The organism is Mesorhizobium sp. AR07 (assembly GCF_024746815.1).
GTDB lineage: Bacteria > Pseudomonadota > Alphaproteobacteria > Rhizobiales > Rhizobiaceae > Mesorhizobium.
In genome coordinates this window covers 4,518,295-4,536,742 of record NZ_CP080525.1, presented here as the reverse complement: position 1 = coordinate 4,536,742, position 18,448 = coordinate 4,518,295, and the positions used below count along the sequence as shown (strand labels likewise).

The 18,448-nt window shown below is 64.7% G+C and carries 16 protein-coding genes; 8 read left to right on the top strand and 8 right to left on the bottom strand.

Annotated features, from left to right (window positions below; all coding sequences use genetic code 11):
• Position 1: 1 nt before the first annotated feature.
• On the top strand, positions 2–1,054 hold the full coding sequence (gene deoC / locus BPNPMPFG_RS22995) for a deoxyribose-phosphate aldolase (protein WP_258590935.1): 1,053 nt from the start codon (positions 2–4) through the stop codon (positions 1,052–1,054).
• 231 nt (positions 1,055–1,285) lie between these two features.
• Positions 1,286–3,658, top strand: a complete 2,373-nt coding sequence (locus tag BPNPMPFG_RS22990; protein ID WP_258590934.1) for an aldehyde dehydrogenase family protein — start codon at positions 1,286–1,288, stop codon at positions 3,656–3,658.
• Between the two features lie 350 nt (positions 3,659–4,008).
• On the opposite strand, the gene BPNPMPFG_RS22985 is transcribed toward BPNPMPFG_RS22990, so the two are convergent.
• Positions 4,009–4,953, bottom strand: a complete 945-nt coding sequence (locus tag BPNPMPFG_RS22985; protein ID WP_258590634.1) for an IS110 family RNA-guided transposase — start codon at positions 4,951–4,953, stop codon at positions 4,009–4,011.
• Positions 4,954–5,377: 424 nt separating this feature from the next.
• Between BPNPMPFG_RS22985 and BPNPMPFG_RS22980 the strand changes: the two genes are divergently transcribed.
• Complete coding sequence (locus BPNPMPFG_RS22980; protein ID WP_258590933.1) at positions 5,378–6,109, top strand: SDR family oxidoreductase; 732 nt, start codon at positions 5,378–5,380, stop codon at positions 6,107–6,109.
• A 26-nt stretch (positions 6,110–6,135) separates the two neighbouring features.
• Complete coding sequence (locus tag BPNPMPFG_RS22975; protein ID WP_258590932.1) at positions 6,136–6,981, top strand: fumarylacetoacetate hydrolase family protein; 846 nt, start codon at positions 6,136–6,138, stop codon at positions 6,979–6,981.
• 223 nt (positions 6,982–7,204) lie between these two features.
• Here the strand turns inward: BPNPMPFG_RS22975 and BPNPMPFG_RS22970 are convergent, their stop codons facing one another.
• The 6 genes from BPNPMPFG_RS22970 to BPNPMPFG_RS22945 form a co-directional block, all read right to left on the bottom strand.
• Positions 7,205–8,203, bottom strand: a complete 999-nt coding sequence (locus tag BPNPMPFG_RS22970; protein ID WP_258590931.1) for an ABC transporter ATP-binding protein — start codon at positions 8,201–8,203, stop codon at positions 7,205–7,207.
• Positions 8,204–8,261: 58 nt separating this feature from the next.
• Positions 8,262–9,323, bottom strand: coding sequence for a Gfo/Idh/MocA family protein (locus BPNPMPFG_RS22965; protein ID WP_258590930.1), 1,062 nt, complete (start codon positions 9,321–9,323; stop codon positions 8,262–8,264).
• Entirely contained in the window at positions 9,320–10,159 is an 840-nt protein-coding gene (locus BPNPMPFG_RS22960; RefSeq protein WP_023718923.1) for a carbohydrate ABC transporter permease, read from the bottom strand. The genes BPNPMPFG_RS22965 and BPNPMPFG_RS22960 overlap by 4 nt, the downstream gene beginning before the upstream one ends.
• A gap of 61 nt (positions 10,160–10,220) precedes the next feature.
• Positions 10,221–11,150, bottom strand: coding sequence for a carbohydrate ABC transporter permease (locus BPNPMPFG_RS22955; RefSeq protein WP_258590929.1), 930 nt, complete (start codon positions 11,148–11,150; stop codon positions 10,221–10,223).
• Between the two features lie 252 nt (positions 11,151–11,402).
• Positions 11,403–12,662, bottom strand: a complete 1,260-nt coding sequence (locus BPNPMPFG_RS22950) for an ABC transporter substrate-binding protein (RefSeq protein WP_258590928.1) — start codon at positions 12,660–12,662, stop codon at positions 11,403–11,405.
• Between the two features lie 2 nt (positions 12,663–12,664).
• Complete coding sequence (locus tag BPNPMPFG_RS22945; RefSeq protein WP_258590927.1) at positions 12,665–13,624, bottom strand: N-acetylmuramic acid 6-phosphate etherase; 960 nt, start codon at positions 13,622–13,624, stop codon at positions 12,665–12,667.
• 198 nt (positions 13,625–13,822) lie between these two features.
• Here BPNPMPFG_RS22945 and BPNPMPFG_RS22940 point away from each other — a divergent pair, with 198 nt between their 5' ends.
• From BPNPMPFG_RS22940 to nagA, 4 genes are read left to right on the top strand one after another with little or no spacing between them, the layout of a single operon-like run.
• A complete protein-coding gene (locus tag BPNPMPFG_RS22940; protein ID WP_258590926.1) occupies positions 13,823–14,704 on the top strand; it encodes a glucosamine kinase nucleotide-binding domain-containing protein in 882 nt (293 codons plus the stop codon).
• The gene (locus BPNPMPFG_RS22935; protein ID WP_258590925.1) at positions 14,701–15,483 is read left to right on the top strand and encodes a GntR family transcriptional regulator; all 783 of its coding nucleotides are present in this window, start codon (positions 14,701–14,703) and stop codon (positions 15,481–15,483) included. Before BPNPMPFG_RS22940 ends, BPNPMPFG_RS22935 begins: the two co-directional genes overlap by 4 nt.
• A complete protein-coding gene (locus BPNPMPFG_RS22930) occupies positions 15,480–16,514 on the top strand; it encodes an SIS domain-containing protein (protein ID WP_258590924.1) in 1,035 nt (344 codons plus the stop codon). Before BPNPMPFG_RS22935 ends, BPNPMPFG_RS22930 begins: the two co-directional genes overlap by 4 nt.
• A complete protein-coding gene (nagA, locus tag BPNPMPFG_RS22925) occupies positions 16,511–17,680 on the top strand; it encodes an N-acetylglucosamine-6-phosphate deacetylase (RefSeq protein WP_258590923.1) in 1,170 nt (389 codons plus the stop codon). Before BPNPMPFG_RS22930 ends, nagA begins: the two co-directional genes overlap by 4 nt.
• A gap of 65 nt (positions 17,681–17,745) precedes the next feature.
• Here nagA and BPNPMPFG_RS22920 read toward each other — a convergent pair whose 3' ends face one another.
• Entirely contained in the window at positions 17,746–18,384 is a 639-nt protein-coding gene (locus BPNPMPFG_RS22920) for a VOC family protein (protein WP_258590922.1), read from the bottom strand.
• Positions 18,385–18,448 lie beyond the last annotated feature (64 nt).

Here is an 18,448-nt window from a genome sequence, read left to right as displayed (position 1 = left end):
GATGAGCACAATCCGCGAAGCCGAGCCTGGCGCCAGCGCCTCCAAGGTGACGCCGCTGCCAGCGCGTGCCGCCGCCAACACCCCCGTCCCGCTGGACCATCGCATTGCCCGCAACCCCGGCATGAAGCTCGACCTCGGCTTCATGGAATCGGTGCGCAGCGTTAACCGCTCGGCGCTGGAACGTCGCGTCGCCAGCCTGACCAAACGGCGCTCGATCAAGGCCGACAACCAGGCGGCCTGGCTGCTGCGCGCCGTCGCCTGCATGGACCTGACGACGCTGAACTCCAACGACACCGAGGAGCGCGTGCGCCGGCTCTGCGCCAAGGCGATCAATCCGTTCCGCCGCGACATTGTCGAGGGCCTCGGTATTGCAGGCGAGATCATTCGCCCGGCGGCGGTCTGCGTCTACCATCCCTTCGTCGCCACCGCCGTCGACGCCGTGCGCGGCACCGGCATCCATGTCGCCGCCGTCTCCACCGCCTTTCCGCACGGCCTCGCGCCGCTGTCGACCCGCCTGCAGGAAATCGAGGCTTCGGTGCGTGACGGCGCCGACGAGATCGACGTCGTCATTCCGCGCGGGCTGGTGTTCGGCGCCAAGTGGCGGGAGCTTTACAATGAGATCGTCTCGATGCGTGCCGCCTGCGGTGACGCCCATCTGAAGGTCATTCTCGGCACCGGCGACCTCGCCACGCTGCGCAATGTCATGCTGGCCTCGATGGTGGCGATGATGGCCGGCGCCGACTTCATCAAGACCTCGACCGGCAAGGAAAGCGTCAATGCGACGCTGCCCGTCGGCCTCGCCATGGTGCGCGCTATCAGGGCCTATTTCGAGGAGACCGGCTATCTCATCGGCTTCAAGCCGGCCGGCGGCATCTCGACGGCCAAGGCCTCGCTCGACTGGCTGGTGCTGATGAAGGAGGAACTCGGCCGGCCCTGGCTGGAGCCCGACCTGTTCCGCTTCGGCGCCTCGAGCCTTTTGACCGACATCGAGCGACAGCTCGAGCATCATCTGACGGGCCATTATTCGGCCAATCACCGCCACGCGATGGCTTGAGGCGCGTGAGGCCTTGAACGTGGAGTTCCTTCGCGCCCCCCTCTGGCCTGCCGGCCATCTCCCCCACTTGTGGGGAGATTGGCTGTCGTCGATGATTTCGCCAATCGCCGGCGTTGCAGAATGTCAGCTGACAGGCGCGAAGGTCGATCTCCCTCCTTGTGGGGGAGATGGCCGGCAGGCCAGAGGGGGGCGCGAAAGAATGCCTTCCGCGACAACTATCTGGAGCGCCCCATGAACATCCTCGACCGCTATCACGCCATGGATTACGGCCCGGCGCCGGAAGCCCGCAACGAGGCCGATGCCTGGCTTGCCGCGCGTGATTTCGGTAAGGCGCTGTTCATCGGCGGCGACTGGAAAGCCGCTTCCGGCGGCAAGACCTTCGAGACCAGCGAGCCGTCTTCCGGCAAGCTGCTGGCCAAAGTGTCTGATGCCAATGCCGCCGACATCGATGCTGCGGTTTTGGCCGCCACCAAGGCGCTGCCGAAATGGGCCGCCAGCACCGGCTACCAGCGCGCAAAGGTGCTTTATGCCATCGGCCGCGCCATGCAGCGCCACCAGCGCCTGTTCGCGGTGCTGGAATCGATCGACAATGGCAAGCCGATCCGCGAAAGCCGCGACATCGACGTGCCGCTGGCCATCCGCCATTTCATCCACCATGCCGGCTGGGCGCAAGCGCTGGACAGGGATTTCCCCGGCCAGAAGGGTGTCGGCGTCGTCGGCCAGATCATTCCGTGGAATTTTCCGCTGCTGATGCTGGCCTGGAAGATCGCGCCGGCGCTTGCCGCCGGCTGCACCGTGGTGCTGAAGCCGGCCGAGTTCACGCCGCTGACCGCCATCCTGTTCGCCGAGATCTGCGAGCGCGCCGGCGTGCCGAAGGGCGTCGTCAACATCGTCCAGGGCGGTCCGGAAGCGGGAGCCGCGATCGTCAATCACCCCGGCATCCAGAAGATCGCCTTCACTGGCTCATCGGAAGTCGGCAAGATCATCAGGAAAGCGACTGCCGGGTCGGGCAAAAAACTGTCGCTGGAGCTTGGCGGCAAATCGGCTTTCATCGTTTTCGAGGATGCCGATCTCGACAGCGCCGTCGAAGGGCTGGTCGACGGCATCTGGTTCAACCAGGGCCAGGTCTGCTGCGCCGGCTCCCGGCTGCTGGTGCAGGAAGGCATTGCCGATGCCTTGATCGCCAAGGTCAAGACGCGGATGAGCCGGCTGCGCGTCGGCAGCCCACTCGACAAGAACACCGATATCGGGCCGCTGGTCGATTTGACCCAGCTTGACCGGGTCAAGGGACTGGTCGCCGAAGGCGCCAGACAGGGCGCCATCTGCTGGCAGCCGGACGCAGCACTACCGCCCTCTGGCTACTACCACCTGCCGACGCTCGCTACAGGTGTTTCGCCGGCTAATATCCTTGCCCAAGAAGAGGTGTTCGGCCCGGTGTTGGCGACCATGACCTTCCGCAACACCGAGGAAGCGATCGAGCTGGCCAACAACACGCGCTATGGGCTCGCCGCCTCGGTGTGGAGCGAAAACGTCAACCTCGCTTTGCACGTCGCGCCGCAGTTGAAGGCCGGCGTCGTCTGGGTCAACGGCACCAACATGTTCGACGCCGCCTGCGGCTTTGGTGGCTACCGCGAAAGCGGCTTCGGCCGCGAGGGTGGGCGCGAAGGCATGTTCGAGTATCTGGCGGCGAAACTGCCGCTCGGCCCGGTCATCAAACCGGCGATATCTTCCGCGCAGCCCGCCGAGCAATCAGATGGCGACGCGATCGATCGCACGGCAAAGCTGTTCATCGGCGGCAAGCAAATTCGGCCTGACGGCAATTATTCGCTGGCTGTCGCCACCGCCAAGGGCAAGCTCGCCGGCGAAGTCGGGCTTGGCAGCCGCAAGGATATCCGCGACGCCGTTTCGGCGGCGCGGGCCTGCAAAGCCTGGCCGGAGGCGACCGCCTACAACCGGTCCCAGGTGCTCTACTATCTGGCCGAGAACCTCTCCGGCCGCGCCGGCGAGTTTGCCGCCCGTCTCACCGAGCTGACCGGCGCTACGGCCAAGGCCGCGCGCGACGAGGTCGGCCAGTCGATCGAGCGGCTGTTCCTCTATGCCGGCCTTGCCGACAAGTTCGAGGGCCGCGTGCACCAGCCGCCGGCCCGCACCGTGACGCTGGCCCTGCACGAGCCGGTCGGCGTCGTCGGCATCGTCGCACCCGACGCCTCGCCGCTGCTTGGCCTGATCTCGCTGATCGCACCGGCGCTGGCCATGGGCAACACGGTGGTCGCGGTGCCGTCCGAACGCTATCCGCTGGTCGCAACCGATCTCTACCAGGTGATCGAATATTCCGACGTTCCGGCCGGCGCCATCAACATCGTCACCGGCAGCACGGCCGAACTTGCCGGCGTGCTGGCCAGGCATGACGATGTCGACGGGCTCTGGGTGTTCGCCGATGCCGACACCTGCGCCAAGGCGGAGGCCGAGTCGATCGGCAACCTCAAGCGCGTCTGGAGCGGCAATGGCCGCGGGCTGGACTGGGCGTCCGACGAAGCGGCCGGCGATGCCTTCCTGCGCCGCGCCGTGGAAGTGAAGAACGTCTGGGCGCCTTACGGTGATTAATGCATGTCGCCCAAAAGCATGCCCTCGGGCTTGACCGGGGGTGCGCAGCGGTTTTGGTGCCGCCTGATCGTTTGTATGCCGCTGCCACGATGGTGATCGTCAGGGCAATCGCTTCAGGCCCAACGACAGGTTCCGACTCGGCGGAGACCATCAGTTGCGGAAGCTGGCGCCGCCCCTCATCGCCCTGCCGGGCACTTCTCCCCGTATAGTGACGGGGAGAAGGGGGCTGGCCGCAACCTTGGTGCCCTTCTTGCAACGCGGGTGATTGGCGAAACTGCCGATGAGAGCGCCCCTCTCCCCGTCACTATACGGGGAGAGGATGCCGGCAGGCAGGTGAGCAACTGTGTTTGTCAGGGTCGGGCTGGGTTCCACGGTTCGTTGTTTCGGATCATGGCACTGAGGATGGTCAGTATCTTTCGCGCGACGGCGATGAGAGCGACTTTCGGCGCCTTGCCGTTTGCAATGAGGCGCTGATGGAAAGCCTTGAGCACAGGATTGGAGCGACTGGCGGTGAGTGCTGCCATGTAGACCACCCTGCGCACGTCATGACGGCCACCCCAGATGCTGCGCTTGCCTCGGAAAGTGCCGGTGTCGAAGTCGTAGGGCGCGAGGCCGGCAAGGGCTGCGATCTCTCGTCGCGAGGCCTCACCAATCTCGGGAGCCAGAGCAAGCACGGTGTGGCTGAACACTGGGCCGGCACCGCAGAAGGACTGGATCAGGCGATCCCTGGCCGCGAGCGCTGGCTGGCTGGCGACGAGTTCGGCCATCCGTTTGGCAAGCAGAGCGATATCGAGCTCGATGCGCCGCAGCCGCCGGGTGAACATGCGCTTGACCGTCGGCTCGCGTATCTGCTCGAGCTGGTTGGCGAGGCTGACCTTGTCGTCGCTGAGCTGCCTGCGGGCAACGACCAGATCGGCGAGTTGCTCGGCGATTGGGTCACAGCGCACCGGCCGGGTCGGCAGTTCGGCGGTGTAGCGCGCAATCAGCAGCGCATCGATGCGATCGTTCTTGGCCAGCCGGCCAAGGGCGCGGGCATAGTGGCGCAGCTTGTGCGGATTGACGTTCCTGGCCGGCAGGTTCGCCTTGCGCAGCGCCTTGGCCACACCGCGCTCATAGCCGCCGCTCGGCTCCATGCCGATGGCGCGCACATTGCGACCCGTCAGCCACTTGATCAGCTCGGCCCAGCCGTCCTTGTCGTTGTCGAAACGGGCTCGTTCTAGCGTCTGAAACACCGACACATCGAGCCACCACTTGGCGACGTCAATACCGACGTCCTGAACCGTCTCTTCAGCCATCTCCTCAATCCCTTCCTTGTGTGCGGGGGCTTGCCCCTTGCAACTGTTCGGGTTCACAAAGAAGGCGGTCGGGCCCCAGCTCACCTACGGTTTAGGCCACCTGAGGGGCGACGGGCTCTCGACCGCCGCCACGAACCGGAACATCCACCGGTTCGTGGCACCCTCCATTATGCATATTCCAAACACACAAGGGGCGGCGCCAACGTCCGCAAAAGGTGACGGGCGAGTTCGAAGCCTAAAGCGATTGCCGCGATGGTGATCGTGTTCGGGCTTGACGCACGGATGCGTGTTCTTTAACGAGAAAAAACATCTTTATCCGGGGGCTGACAGGCACGCAGGCCGCACGATGGTGCCTTACTGGCACATGACGCCCTGGCCGGTTGCCGATAGACCCGGACGATCCAAAGCAGGCGAGGAGAAGAGCATGGCGGATCTGGCAGGCAAGGTCGTTGTCGTCACGGCAGCGGCGCAAGGCATCGGCAAGGCGAGCGCGCTGGCCTTCGCCAAGGCAGGCGCCACCGTCCATGCCACCGACATCAACGAGGCGCTGCTGGCCGAACTCGCCAAGACCTCCGATATCAAGACCCGCAAGCTCGACGTGCTCAACGACGAGGCCGTCAATGCCGCCTTTGCCGAGATCGGCAAGGTCGACGTGCTGTTCAACTGCGCCGGCTTCGTCCATTCCGGCTCGATCCTGGAGATGAAGGACGCCGATCTCGACTTCGCCTTCAACCTCAATGTCCGCGCCATGATCCGCACCATACGGGCGGTGCTGCCCGGCATGCTGGAACGCGGCGACGGATCGATCATCAACATGTCGTCGGTCGCCGGCGCCGGCAAGGGCGTGCCGAACCGCTTCGCCTATGGCGTCACCAAGGCCGCCGTCATCGGCCTGACCAAGGCAATTGCCGCCGACTATGTCGCCAAGGGCATACGCTGCAACGCTATTTGTCCCGGCACAGTCGAAAGCCCGTCGCTGCAGGACCGCATGCATGCGCAAGGCGATTACGACGCCGCCCGCGCCGCCTTCATCGCCCGCCAGCCTATGGGCCGGCTCGGCACACCCGAAGAAATCGCCGACCTTGCCGTCTATCTGGCCGGCGCCACCTATACGTCCGGACAGGCCTATAATATCGACGGCGGCTGGTCGATCTGAACCAAACTGACTGAGGAGAGCATACCATGAAGCTGCTGCGCTATGGCGAGGCAGGGAGCGAACGCCCCGGCCTGCTCGATGCGGATGGAACGATCCGTGATCTTACCGGCCATGTCGCCGATATCGGCGGCAAGGCGCTCGATCCGGCATCGCTGGCGACGCTGGCCACGCTCGATCCGAAGTCGCTGCCGGCGGTTTCCGGCAGCCCGCGCATCGGCGCCTGCGTTGCCGGCACCGGCAAGTTCATCTGCATCGGCCTCAATTATTCCGACCACGCCGCCGAGACCGGCGCCACCGTGCCGCCGGAGCCGATCATCTTCATGAAGGCAAGCTCGGCCATTGTCGGGCCGGACGACGACGTGCTGATCCCGCGCGGCTCGGTGAAGACCGATTGGGAAGTCGAGCTCGGCGTGGTTATCGGCAAGACAGCAAAATATGTCAGCGAAGCCGACGCACTCGACTATGTCGCCGGCTATTGCGTTGCCCACGACGTGTCGGAGCGCGCCTTCCAGACCGAACGCCAGGGCCAGTGGACCAAGGGCAAGTCCTGCGACACGTTCGGGCCGATCGGCCCGTGGCTGGTGACCAAGGACGAGGTCGCCGACCCGCAGAACATCAAGATGTGGCTGACGGTCAACGGCAAGACGATGCAGAACGGCTCGACCAAGACCATGGTCTACGGCGTCGCCTTCCTGGTGTCCTACCTCAGCCAGTTCATGTCGCTGCACCCCGGCGACATCATTTCCACCGGCACGCCGCCCGGCGTTGGCCTCGGCATGAAGCCGCCGGTGTTCTTGAAGGCTGGTGATGTGGTGGAGTTGGGCATCGAAGGGCTCGGCCAGCAGAAGCAGACGTTCAAGGCTGACGTGTAGGCAACCGCTCCTTACCTTCTCCCCTTGTGGGAGAAGGTGGATTGTCGCGCAGCGACAAGACGGATGAGGGGTGCTGGACGAAACGCGGCGTTAAAAACATCGAAGGATTTGAGGCGCTTACCTCTTCAAGGTGGCGATCCTTCCAACACCCCTCATCCGACCGAGCTTTGCTCGGCCACCTTCTCCCACAAGGGGAGAAGGCAAGACCCGCCGCTGCGCCCAGTTACTTGATCGTCTTCCCATCCGCGCCAAACCTATAAGTCCTCGCCGGATCCGGCGTCGCATAGAGCGTGGCGCCCGGCTCGGCGTCGTAGACGCCGAAGATGCGCACGGTGATCAGCCCGGCCTTCTCGCAGTCGAGATAGAGATTGGTGTCGGCGCCGAGATGTTCGGCATGGACGACCGTGCCCTTCCAGGCGCCGGACTTCGGATCGACGGTCAGGTGTTCCGGCCGCACGCCGATGGTCTTGGCGGTTTCGCCGAGACGGGCGCCGTCGACGAAATTCATCTTCGGTGAGCCGATGAAGCCGGCGACGAATTCATTTGCCGGCGAGTTGTAGAGCTCCATCGGGCCGCCGATCTGCTCGATCCGGCCGGCATTCAGCACGACGATCTTGTCGGCCAGCGTCATCGCCTCGACCTGGTCATGGGTGACGTAGATCATCGTCGCCTTGAGCCGGCGGTGCAGTTGCGCGATCTCCAGCCGCGTGTTGACGCGCAGTGCCGCATCAAGGTTCGACAAAGGCTCGTCGAAGAGGAACAGTTTTGGCTCGCGCACCACGGCGCGGCCGATGGCGACGCGCTGGCGCTGGCCGCCGGAGAGTTCTGCCGGACGCCTTTCGAGATAGGGTTCCAGCGACAGCATCGACGAGGCGATGCCGATGCGACGCTCGATCTCGGCCGCCGGCGTGCCGGCCTGCTTGAGGCCAAGGCCCATATTGTTCTTGACCGTCAGATGCGGGTAGAGCGCATAGGTCTGGAACACCATGGCGATGCCGCGCTTGGCCGGCGGCGTGGCGGAAACGTCCTGGCCGTCGATGACCACCCGCCCCGAGGTCGAATCCTCCAACCCGGCGATGACCCGGAGCAAGGTCGACTTGCCGCAGCCCGACGGGCCGACGAAGACGACGAACTTGCCGTCCGTCACTTCGAGGTTGATGCCCTTCAGCACCTCGACCGGCCCGAAGGCCTTCTTCACGTTCTCGATGTTCAGCGAGCCCACTTTGTTCCTCCGGATTGGAATGTGGGCGCGGATGCACCCCCCGACGACAGTTCCCTGGTCACAATCGCACCGCCTTTCCGCTGCGCACGCTCTCGTCGGCGGCAAGGCAGACGGCGAGCGATTTCACCGCGTCGTCCATGTGTTTGGTGAGATCCAGGTCCTCGCGGATCGCCTTCAGCACGAAGGCCTGCTCGAGATCGCAGAGATCCTGATGGCCGGGTTCGCCTGCCATCGACAGCATTTCGTCAGGCTTGACGAACTTGCCGTCGGGACCGGTCGCGGCACTGTGCAGGCGAATGGTCGAGGTCTTGGTGTGGGTGTCGATGTCGTCGGACTTGACGCCCTCCTTCATGACGATCGACACGCAGCCATTCGGCGAAATCACGTCTTTCACGAAGAAGGCCGTTTCCGAAATCATCGGCCCCCAGCCGGCTTCGTACCAACCGACCGAGCCGTCATCGAACAGCACCTGCAGATGGCCGTAATTGTACATCGTGGGCGCGATCTCCTCGGTCAGCCGCAGCCCCATGCCGCGCACCTCGACCGGCCTGGCGTCGGTGATCTGCAGCATCACGTCGAGATAGTGCACGCCGCAGTCGACGATCGGCGAGGTCGTCTGCATCAACTGCTTGTGCGTCTCCCAGGTATGGCCCGAGGACTGCTGATTCAAATTCATGCGGAAGACGTAAGGGCCGCCGAGCTTGCGCGCCTCGGCGATCAGCCTGATCCAGGACGGGTGATGGCGCAGGATGTAGCCGATCACCAGCTTCCTGCCATTGGCCTTGCCCGCCGCGACGACGCGCCTGGCATCGGCCACCGTCGTTGCCAGCGGCTTTTCGACGAAGACATGGCAACCGGCCTCGAACGCCTTCACCGCATAGTCGGCATGGCTGTCGGAATAGGTGGCGATGCAGGCGACATCAGGCTTTTCGTCGCGCAAAGCCTCGTCGAAGGAACGCCTGATGCCATAGCCGGAGAGCCCGTCCGGCAGCGGTACATCGGAGCGGTTGACCAGTGCTGCGATCTGGAAGCCCGGATTGGTGTGATAGGCCAGCGCATGGCTGCGGCCCATATTGCCGAGACCGGCGACGACGACGCGAAGAGGTGTCTGCGAACTCACTTGACGGCTCCGGAGGTGATGCCGCGGATCAATTGCCGCGAGAAGATGACGTAGAGGATCAGCACCGGCATGATCGCCAGCGAGAGCGCGGCCAGGATGGCGTTCCAGTTGGTGACGAACTGGCCAAGGAACAGCTGCGCACCGAGCGTCACCGTCTTGGTCTCTTCGGATGGCGCCAGGATCAGCGGGAACCACAAATCGTTCCAGATCGGGATCATGGTGAAGACGGCGACCGTGGCCATCGATGGCCTGACCAGCGGCAGCACCAGCCGGAAGAAGATGGTGTATTCGGACAGGCCGTCGATGCGCCCGGCGTTCTTCAGATCGTCGGACACCTGCTTCATGAATTCCGACAGGATGAAGACGGCGAGCGGCAGCCCTTGCGCGGTGTAGACCAGGATCAACGCCGTCAGCGTGTTGACCAGCCCGCTCGCCACCATCAATTGCAGAATGGCGACGGTGCCGAGGCGGATCGGGATCATGATGCCGAGCGCCAGATAGAGCCCCATCAGAGAGTTGCCGCGAAAGCGGTACTCCGACAGCGCGAACGCCGCCATGGCGCCGAACAGAAGCACGAAGAACAGCGAAGCGACGGTGACGACGAGGCTGTTCTGGAAATAATGGATGAAATCGCCCTGGCCGATGACCGTGGTGTAGCCGATCAGGTCGAATGTCCCGGGCGTCGGCGGCGTCAGCGGCGCGCCGAAGATGCCCGCGCGCGACTTGAACGAGTTCATGATGACGAGGATCACCGGAAACAGCGCGATCGCCGTGTAGGTCAGCAGGATCGCGTGGGCGCCGATGGTGCGGGGCAGGGAACGGGTGGCCGTGCTCATTGGAAAGTCTCCTGACGAGCTGCGGGCGACAAGGGGGTGCTCAAGCTTGACATTGGCTCCCTCAGAACTGGTAGCGACGCAGGCGCGTCTGCACGAGGAAGAGATAGACGCAGACGCCGCCAAGGATGATCAGGAACATCATCGTGGCGATCGCCGCACCCATGTTGGGGTCGCCGACCTGCAGCTGGAAGCCGAAGAAGGCGCGGTAGAGGAAGGTACCGAGAATATCGGTCGAATAGTTCGGCCCGGCGAGCGCGCCTTGCGCGGTGTAGATCAGGTCGAAAGCGTTGAAATTGCCGACGAAGGTGAGGATCGAGATGATGCCGATCGACGGCAGGATCAGCGGCAGCTTGATCTTCCAGAACTGCGACAGGCCGGTAATGCCGTCGCATTCGGCCGCCTCGATCACCTCTTCGGGGATCGACAGCAGGGCTGCATAGATCAGCATCATCGGGATGCCGACGAACTGCCACACCGAGATCAGGCTGAGCGCCGTCAGCGCGTATTCTTCCTTGCCGAGCCACGGCGTGAACAGGCTTTTCAGGCCGACAAGATCCATTAGGTGCGGCGCCACGCCCCATAGCGGCGACAGGATCAGTTTCCAGGCGAAGCCGACGATGACGAAGGACAGGATGGTCGGCACGAAGATCGCCGTGCGGTAGAAGGCCGCAAATCTGAGCCTCGGGCTGGACAGCAAGGCCGCCAGCATGACGCCGATCGGGTTCTGCACCAGCATGTGGATGATGAAGAACCAGGTGTTGTTCCTGAGCGCGTTCCAGAAACCCACCGACCAGTTGGGGTCGCCGAACAGCGTGCGGAAGTTTTGCAGCCCGACGAAGACCTGGTGCTGCTCGATGTTGCGGAACAGCGACAGCTGCAGCGTGCCGGCCAGCGGCAGGATCATGATTGCCGTGTAGACAAGCACCGCCGGCGCCAGGAAGACGCCTATGTGCCAGCGGAACGGTCGTTTCGGTCTGATATCTGCGGCCATGAGTTCGGTCCCCGCCGTCTCTCGGTTGCAAAGGGTGTTGATCTAGATGATGCCTCGATGCACGGCCCGAACATTCTTGCCCGGTGCGGCAAGAATAAAGGCCTGCGACTGATCAGCTAGCCTTCCCCAAGAAGAGCAAGGGTAAGGCCGAGAGGCGGTGCCGACAATCGCTATCTGAATAGGCGCAATCTGAAGACAGGATAATCCGAGACCGGCCAGGCAGACGCCCGGCCGGCCTCGTTGCCTGAGCTCTTACTTCGCCGGCTTGTACCAGCTGTCGAGGCCGGTCTGCAGCTTCTTGGCGGCAGCTTCCGGCGTGTCGGTGCCGTTGATGACGTTGGCCGATTCAACCCACGTCTCGTTCTCAAGGTTCGGCGTGCCGCGCGACAGGATCTGGTAGGTCGAGCGGATCGTCGACTTGCACTTGCCGCGCCAGGAGACGAATTCCTGCGCCAGCGGGTCTGCCATCTTCACCGGCGAGGAGTTCAGGCTGAAGAAGCCCGGCAGCGCGTTGGCGTAGATGGTGGCGAAATCCGCCGAGGCGACCCAGGACAGGAAGGTCTTGGCCGCATCGGCGTTCTTCGACGCCGCATTCAGGCCCATGCCGATATCGGTATGGTCGGAGATGTAGCAGGTGTCGCCGGCCTTCTCGACCGGCGGCGGGAAGGCGCCCATCTTGAACTGGGCCTGGGTGTTGAACAGGCCGATCTCCCATGAACCGGCCGGGTAGATGGCGGCGCGGCCAAGCGTGAACAGGTTCTGGCTGTCCGGGTAGGTCTGCGCTTCAAAGCCGTCGCCGAGATAAGGCTTCCACTTGGCAAGTTCTGCATAAGGCGCGACCCAGTCCTTGTCGGTCAGCTTCTGCGTGCCCTTGATGAGCGCGGCGCGGCCGTCCTCGCCCTTCCAGTAGTTCGGGCCGATGTTCTGGTAGCCCATGGTCGCGGCTTCCCAGAGATCCTTGGTGCCCATCGCCATCGGGATGTAGGTGCCGTCGGCCTTGATCTTGTCGAGCGCGGCGAAGAACTCGTCGCGGGTCTGCGGCACCTTGATGCCGAGCTTGTCGAAAGCGTCCTTGTTGTAGATGAAGCCATGGATGACCGAGGCCATCGGCACGCAGAAGCTCGCCTTGCCGTCGTCGGTCTGCCAGGCGGACTTGGCCACCGGCGAGAAGTTCTCCATGCCGGGCAGTGCCGAGAGATCGGCAAGGTTGCCCTTCTTGAACAGTTCAAGCGACTTGTCGAACGGGCGGCAGGTGATCAGGTCGCCCGCCGAGCCGGCGGCGAGCTTGGCGCCGAGTGCGGCGTCATATTCGGTCGGCGCCGATGGTGCGAACACCACCTTGATGCCGGGATTCTTGGCTTCGAAGGCCGGGATCAGCTTGTCCTTCCAGATGGCAAGGTCGTCGCCGCGCCAGCTTTCGATGTTGAGCGTTACGTCGCCGGCATAAGCCACCCCGGCCGAGCCGAGAATGCTGGTGCCCAGAAGCAGTGCCGTCAGTAGTTTCGTTGTCATGCTCAGTCTCCCTGTTGACCTTTTTCAGGTTCGGTTTTGATGAGAACAGGGGTTTTGCGCCCCTTGCTCCCCTCGATCGCGGAAAGCGCCGGCCGCAGCTTCTGGCCGGTTCCTTCCAGCAGTTTCTCGGCCGCATCGGCGCTGTCGGCGCCGGCGGCGAGCAGAATGGCGGTCTTCACCGCGCCGCCGCTCTTCTCCAGCAGCCGCACCGCCTCGTCCCTGCCGCGCCCGCTGACGGCGGCGACGATGCGCGCCGCGCGGTCGCGCAGCTTGATGTTGTCGGCCATCAGGTTGACCATGTAGCCGTCATGCACATGGCCGAGATGGACGGCGGTCAGCGTCGACAGCATGTTGAGCGCGATCTTCTGGGCGGTGCCCGCACCCATGCGCGTCGAGCCGGCGATCAGTTCCGGCGGCGTTTCGAGCAGGATGGCGGTTTCAGCCTGCCGCAGCAGAGCCGAGCCCCTGTTGTTGGCGATGCCGATGGTGGCGGCCCCGCGACGGGCTGCTTCCTCGATGGCCCGCACCGCATAGGGCGTCGTGCCGCTGGCGGAAATGGCGATCAGGCAGTCGCCCTTGCCGATCCCGGCATCGGCTATCGCCGTCGCGGCCTCCTCGGTGTCGTCTTCCGGCCCGCCGGCCAGCATCCTGAAAGCCTCGTCGCCGCCGGCGATCAGGATGGCGATGCGGTCGCGGTGAATGCCGAAGGTGCCCGGAAGCTCCAGCGCATCGGCCAGCGCCATCAGGCCGGAACTGCCGGCCGCGGCATAGGCGAGCTTGCCGCCGCCCCTCAGCCGGCCGGCGATGATCTCGGCGGCCCTGGCGATGGAGGGAATGGCATTGCGCACGACCTTTGCGGCCTCGATCTGCGCATCGGCCAAATAGGAAAGGATGGCGTCCGGGGTCTGGATATCCAGCCCCTCGGCATTCTGGTGAAGCGCTTCGGTGCGCGTTTCGGCCATCCCGGTTCCTCCAATGTGGAAACAATACCAAAAAAATACCACTTGTCCACACGCATTAACGGATTCGCGGGCCAGAAATCGCTGAGCCGACGAAATGTGTAGGCTTTTCAATAAAATGCGGCTTAATCTTTTTGAAACGGAAATTAATCCTTGGCTATTGGTATTTTATTGGTATTATCCGTCCGGAGGAGAAATCACGTGAATTTCGTGCTCGGTATCGATGGCGGCGGCACCAGCTGCAGGGCGGCGCTGGCAACAGCGGACGGCAGCGTCATTGGTCGCGCCAAGAGCGGCGCCGCCAACATCCGCACCGATCTGACCGGAGCCCGGTCGAACATCGTCGAAGCGGCGAGGCAAGCGTTCATCGCCGCCGGGCAGGACCCGGAGCTGATCCCGGAAACACCAGCCATTCTGGGCCTCGCCGGCGCCAATGTCGGCACCTACCGGCAGCAGCTCGAGGCCATCCTGCCGTTCAGCATCAGCCGCGTCGAGACCGATGCCGAGATCGCGCTGGAAGGGGCTGTCGGCTCCGGTGACGGCGCCATGGCGATCCTCGGCACCGGCACCGCCTATATGGCGCGCAAGAACGGCACATCGCGCGCCATCGGCGGCTGGGGCTTTCAGGTCGGCGACCAGGGCAGCGGCGCGCGCATCGGCCGCGACCTGCTCGAACAGACGCTGCTTGCCTATGACGGCGTCCGCGAAGGCTCGCCGCTGACGCAGAGCATGCTGGCGGTTTTCCGCAACAATCCGGAGGACGTGGTCGAATTCACCACCAATGCCAAGCCCGGCGATTTCGGCGGCTTCGCGCCAAAAGTGTTCGAGCATGCCGAAAAGGGCGACAGCGTTGCCAACTGGATTCTCGACAGGGTGGTCGCCGATGTCGAGGCCTCGCTCGGCGCGCTCGACCTCTCGGACGACGCGCCGCTCTGCCTGCTCGGCGGGCTGGCGCCGCTTTACGCGCCGCGCCTTTCCGCGCGCTACCGGGCGCTGCTGAAGCCGCCGCTCGACGACGCGCTGGGCGGCGCCGTGCAGATGGCCGCCCGCCTTTTCGCCGGGACAGCGGAGGCGGCTCGATGAGCGACGCCGCCGACCAGATCTTCGCCACGCTGAAACAGTCGTCGCAAAGCGGCGCGCCGCTCTATCTGCAACTGCGCAAGAGCATCGAGGACGCCGTCAATCGCGGCCTGATCGGCCCAGGCGACGCACTGCCCTCGGAGCGCGACATCGCCACCAAGGCCGACATTTCGCGCGTCACCGTGCGCAAGGCGGTGCAGGACCTGGTCAAGGGCGGCATCCTGGTGCAACGCCATGGCTCCGGCACGTTCGTGGCGCCGCGCATGGAGCGCGTCGAGCAGTCGCTGTCGCGGCTGACCTCGTTCACCGAGGACATGGCGCGGCGCGGCATGGCGGTGCGCTCGGCCTGGCTCGATCGCGGCCTTTACGCGCCCTCGCCCGACGAGATGATGGTGCTCGGCCTGTCGTCGAGCGAACTGGTGGCGCGCGTGGCGCGCCTGCGCATTGCCAATGACACGCCGCTGGCGATCGAACGCGCCTCGCTGTCGGCCAGCGTGCTGCCCGACCCGGCAGGGATAGGCTCCTCGCTCTATGCGGCGCTGGAAACGACCGGCAACCGGCCGGTGCGGGCGGTGCAGCGCATTTCCGCCGCCAATCTCGGCGACGGCGATGCGCGCCTGCTCGAAGTGCCGCCGGGCGTTGCCGGCCTGCACATCGAACGCATTTCCTATCTGGCGAGCGGCAAGGTGATCGAATTCACCCGCTCCATCTACCGGGGCGACGCCTATGATTTCGTCGCCGAACTGCGGCTGACAGGGCCGAGCGAAGAGGGCCGACCATGACGACTGACATGACCCATATGCGGCGCGAGATCGAGGAGATCCCGCAGGCCGTCGCCCGCCTGCTCGACGGCTCCGGCGCGGTGCTGACCGAGGCCGGGCGCGGCATTCGCGAACGCGACCCGCAGTTTGTCGTCACCGTGGCGCGCGGCTCGTCCGATCACGCCGCCACCTTCATGAAATATGCCGTCGAGTTGACCGCCGGCCTTGCCGTCGCTTCGGTCGGGCCTTCGATCGCCTCGATCTACGGCGCCAAGCTCAGGCTCGGCGGCTCGGCCTGCCTGGCGATCTCGCAGTCGGGCAAGAGCCCCGACATCGTCGCCATGGCCGAGACGGCACGAGCCGGCGGCTCGCTGACCATCGCCATCACCAACACCGCCGATTCGCCGCTGGCGCGTGCCTCGGATTACGCAATCGATATCCTGGCCGGGCCGGAGCGCAGCGTGGCGGCGACCAAGACCTTCATCAATTCCGCCGTTGCCGGCCTCGCCTTGATGGCGCATGCCACCGGCGACGAGGCGCTGCTGGCCGCCCTTTTCCAATTGCCCGAGCATTTCGGCAAGGCGATCGCCTGCGACTGGATGACGGTGCTGTCCGAAACGATCGAGAAGCAGAAGTCGCTGTTCATCCTCGGCCGTGGCCCATCGGCGGCGATGGCCAACGAGGCGGCGCTGAAGTTCAAGGAGACCTGCGGCATGCATGCCGAGGCCTATAGCGCCGCCGAAGTCATGCACGGCCCGCTGGCGCTGATCGGCCCCGATTTTCCGGTGCTGGCTCTGGCCGCGCGCGATGCATCCGAACCATCCGTCGCCGAAGCCGCCGACAGCCTGGCGGCCAAGGGCGCGCCGGTGTTCGTCACCTCCGCGCTTGCCCAGCGCGCCGTGCGCCTGCCGCATGTCGCCACCGGCAACCCGCTGACCGATCCGCTGACGCTGATCGTCTCCTTCTACATGTTCGTCGAGGCCTTCGCCCGTCATCGCGGCCTCGACCCGGACACGCCACGCAATCTTCGCAAGGTGACGGAGACAGTATGAGCGACCGCTTTGCCCTGACTGGCGCCCGGATTTTCGACGGCGACGACTGGCATGACGGCCACGCGCTCGTCGTTCGTGACGGTCTCGTCGAGGCCATCCTGCCCCGAGGGGCCGTTGCCTCCGATGTCCGCGTCGTCGAGACCGGCGGCGGCATGCTGGCGCCGGGCTTCGTCGACGTCCAGGTCAATGGCGGCGGCGGCGTCATGCTCAACGACCATCCCGATGTCGCCTCGCTCGAAACCATCTGCCGGGCGCATGCGCCCTTCGGCACCACGGCGCTGCTGCCGACACTGATTACCGACACGCCTGAGATCACCGCCGCGGCCGTCGCCGCCGGCGAAGCCGCAATGCAACAGAAAGTGCCGGGTTTCCTCGGCCTGCATCTCGAAGGCCCGCATCTGTCGATCGCCCGCAAGGGCGCGCATGATCCGGCGCTGATCCGGCCGATGCTTGACGCCGACCAGGCGATGCTGATCGCGGCGCGGCAAAAGCTGCCGGTGCTGCTCACCACCATCGCACCGGAATCCGTCGAACCGGCGCGCGTCGCGGCGCTCACCAAGGCCGGCGTAATCGTCAGCCTTGGCCATTCCGACACCGGCTACGCCACCGCCAGCACCTTTGCCGCGGCCGGCGCCTCGATGGTCACCCATCTGTTCAACGCGATGAGCCAGATCGGCAACCGCGAGCCCGGGCTGGCGGGCGCGGCCATCGACATCGGCTCCTTGTCGGCCGGCATCATCGCCGACGGCATCCATGTCGATCCGGCCACCATCAAGATCGCGCTGCGGGCCAAGCAGGGACCGGCCCGGATCGTGCTGGTCACCGACGCCATGGCGACGATCGGCACCGACATGACCTCGTTCACCCTCAACGGCCGCACGATCTATCGCAGGGATGGAAGCCTGCGGCTGGCCGACGGCACGCTGGCGGGCGCCGATCTCGATATGATCTCGGCCGTTCGATACGTCCACCGGGTTGTCGGACTGGACCTGTCGGAGGCGTTGCGCATGGCCTCGCTCTATCCGGCGCAGGCGATCGGCCAGTCGCACCGGCTCGGCCGCTTCGCCAATGGCACGGCGGCCGATATCGTTGCGCTGTCGGACGATCTCGACATCGCGAGCGTCTGGATCGGCGGCACCAAGGTGTTTGCAGCCGCTTTGCACTAGAAAGCGGTCTTTCAGAGCGTCGGCATCAGGCGCCTCATGCGGACATTCTCAACCCCGCGACTGGGTCAGGTCAGCTCCTTCAATCCGGCCGGTGTCTCGATCAGCGCCCGGTAGCGTATTTTGGGGGCTTGAACGATCGCTGGTGGATGATCGATGGAGAGTTCCCGATACAGCGCCTTGATGGCGGCGGAATCTGGATGCTCGAGGGTGAGCGAACGGAGGCGCGCACCCAGATCGGGAATTGCGGCCATCGAGGTGGGGTCGCCTTGGTGGTCGATGATCGAGGGGGCCGCGCCGTCGAGAGGGAGCGAGCCATCCCCGGGGATGGCGAAATCGAAAGTCGGGTTGGCCGGCGGAAGGGGAACCTTGTCGCCGAAGATCGCGCGGTGGGTTGAAACGACGGAATCAATCGCATCCGTGCTGGCAACCCACCCTCGCAGACGACGACCTTCGTTCCAGTCCGATCTGACTTTTTCTTGATTGTCGAGACCGAACCAACGCGGCCGGCCAGGCGCTGTTCCCTCAGGGTCCAGCGCTACGATCTCCAGATAGACAGAGTTCCCGAGCTGAAGCCGGTGATTGTGGGTGCCCATGTAATCGTGGCGGGTCCCGAAAGGCACTTCGAGATCGAGGCAGTTTTGGACATGCGACACCCCCTCGCTCAGCGTTGGCGCTATAATTGTGATGTGGTCAAGCTTCAGCACTTGCGGGGAACTCCAATGGCGCCCGGCCGACCATGCGCCGGCCGCATTGTCAATCTGTTCGGCA

Excerpts from the sequence above, each read along its gene's own strand:
- BPNPMPFG_RS22950 (WP_258590928.1), bottom strand. The coding sequence starts at position 12,662 with ATGACAACGAAACTACTGACGGCACTGCTTCTGGGCACCAGCATTCTC.
- BPNPMPFG_RS22980 (WP_258590933.1), top strand. The coding sequence starts at position 5,378 with ATGGCGGATCTGGCAGGCAAGGTCGTTGTCGTCACGGCAGCGGCGCAA.
- deoC (WP_258590935.1), top strand. The coding sequence starts at position 2 with ATGAGCACAATCCGCGAAGCCGAGCCTGGCGCCAGCGCCTCCAAGGTG.
- BPNPMPFG_RS22935 (WP_258590925.1), top strand. The coding sequence starts at position 14,701 with ATGAGCGACGCCGCCGACCAGATCTTCGCCACGCTGAAACAGTCGTCG.
- BPNPMPFG_RS22985 (WP_258590634.1), bottom strand. The coding sequence starts at position 4,953 with ATGGCTGAAGAGACGGTTCAGGACGTCGGTATTGACGTCGCCAAGTGG.
- BPNPMPFG_RS22955 (WP_258590929.1), bottom strand. The coding sequence starts at position 11,150 with ATGGCCGCAGATATCAGACCGAAACGACCGTTCCGCTGGCACATAGGC.
- nagA (WP_258590923.1), top strand. The coding sequence starts at position 16,511 with ATGAGCGACCGCTTTGCCCTGACTGGCGCCCGGATTTTCGACGGCGAC.
- BPNPMPFG_RS22990 (WP_258590934.1), top strand. The coding sequence starts at position 1,286 with ATGAACATCCTCGACCGCTATCACGCCATGGATTACGGCCCGGCGCCG.
- BPNPMPFG_RS22945 (WP_258590927.1), bottom strand. The coding sequence starts at position 13,624 with ATGGCCGAAACGCGCACCGAAGCGCTTCACCAGAATGCCGAGGGGCTG.
- BPNPMPFG_RS22975 (WP_258590932.1), top strand. The coding sequence starts at position 6,136 with ATGAAGCTGCTGCGCTATGGCGAGGCAGGGAGCGAACGCCCCGGCCTG.
- BPNPMPFG_RS22930 (WP_258590924.1), top strand. The coding sequence starts at position 15,480 with ATGACGACTGACATGACCCATATGCGGCGCGAGATCGAGGAGATCCCG.
- BPNPMPFG_RS22960 (WP_023718923.1), bottom strand. The coding sequence starts at position 10,159 with ATGAGCACGGCCACCCGTTCCCTGCCCCGCACCATCGGCGCCCACGCG.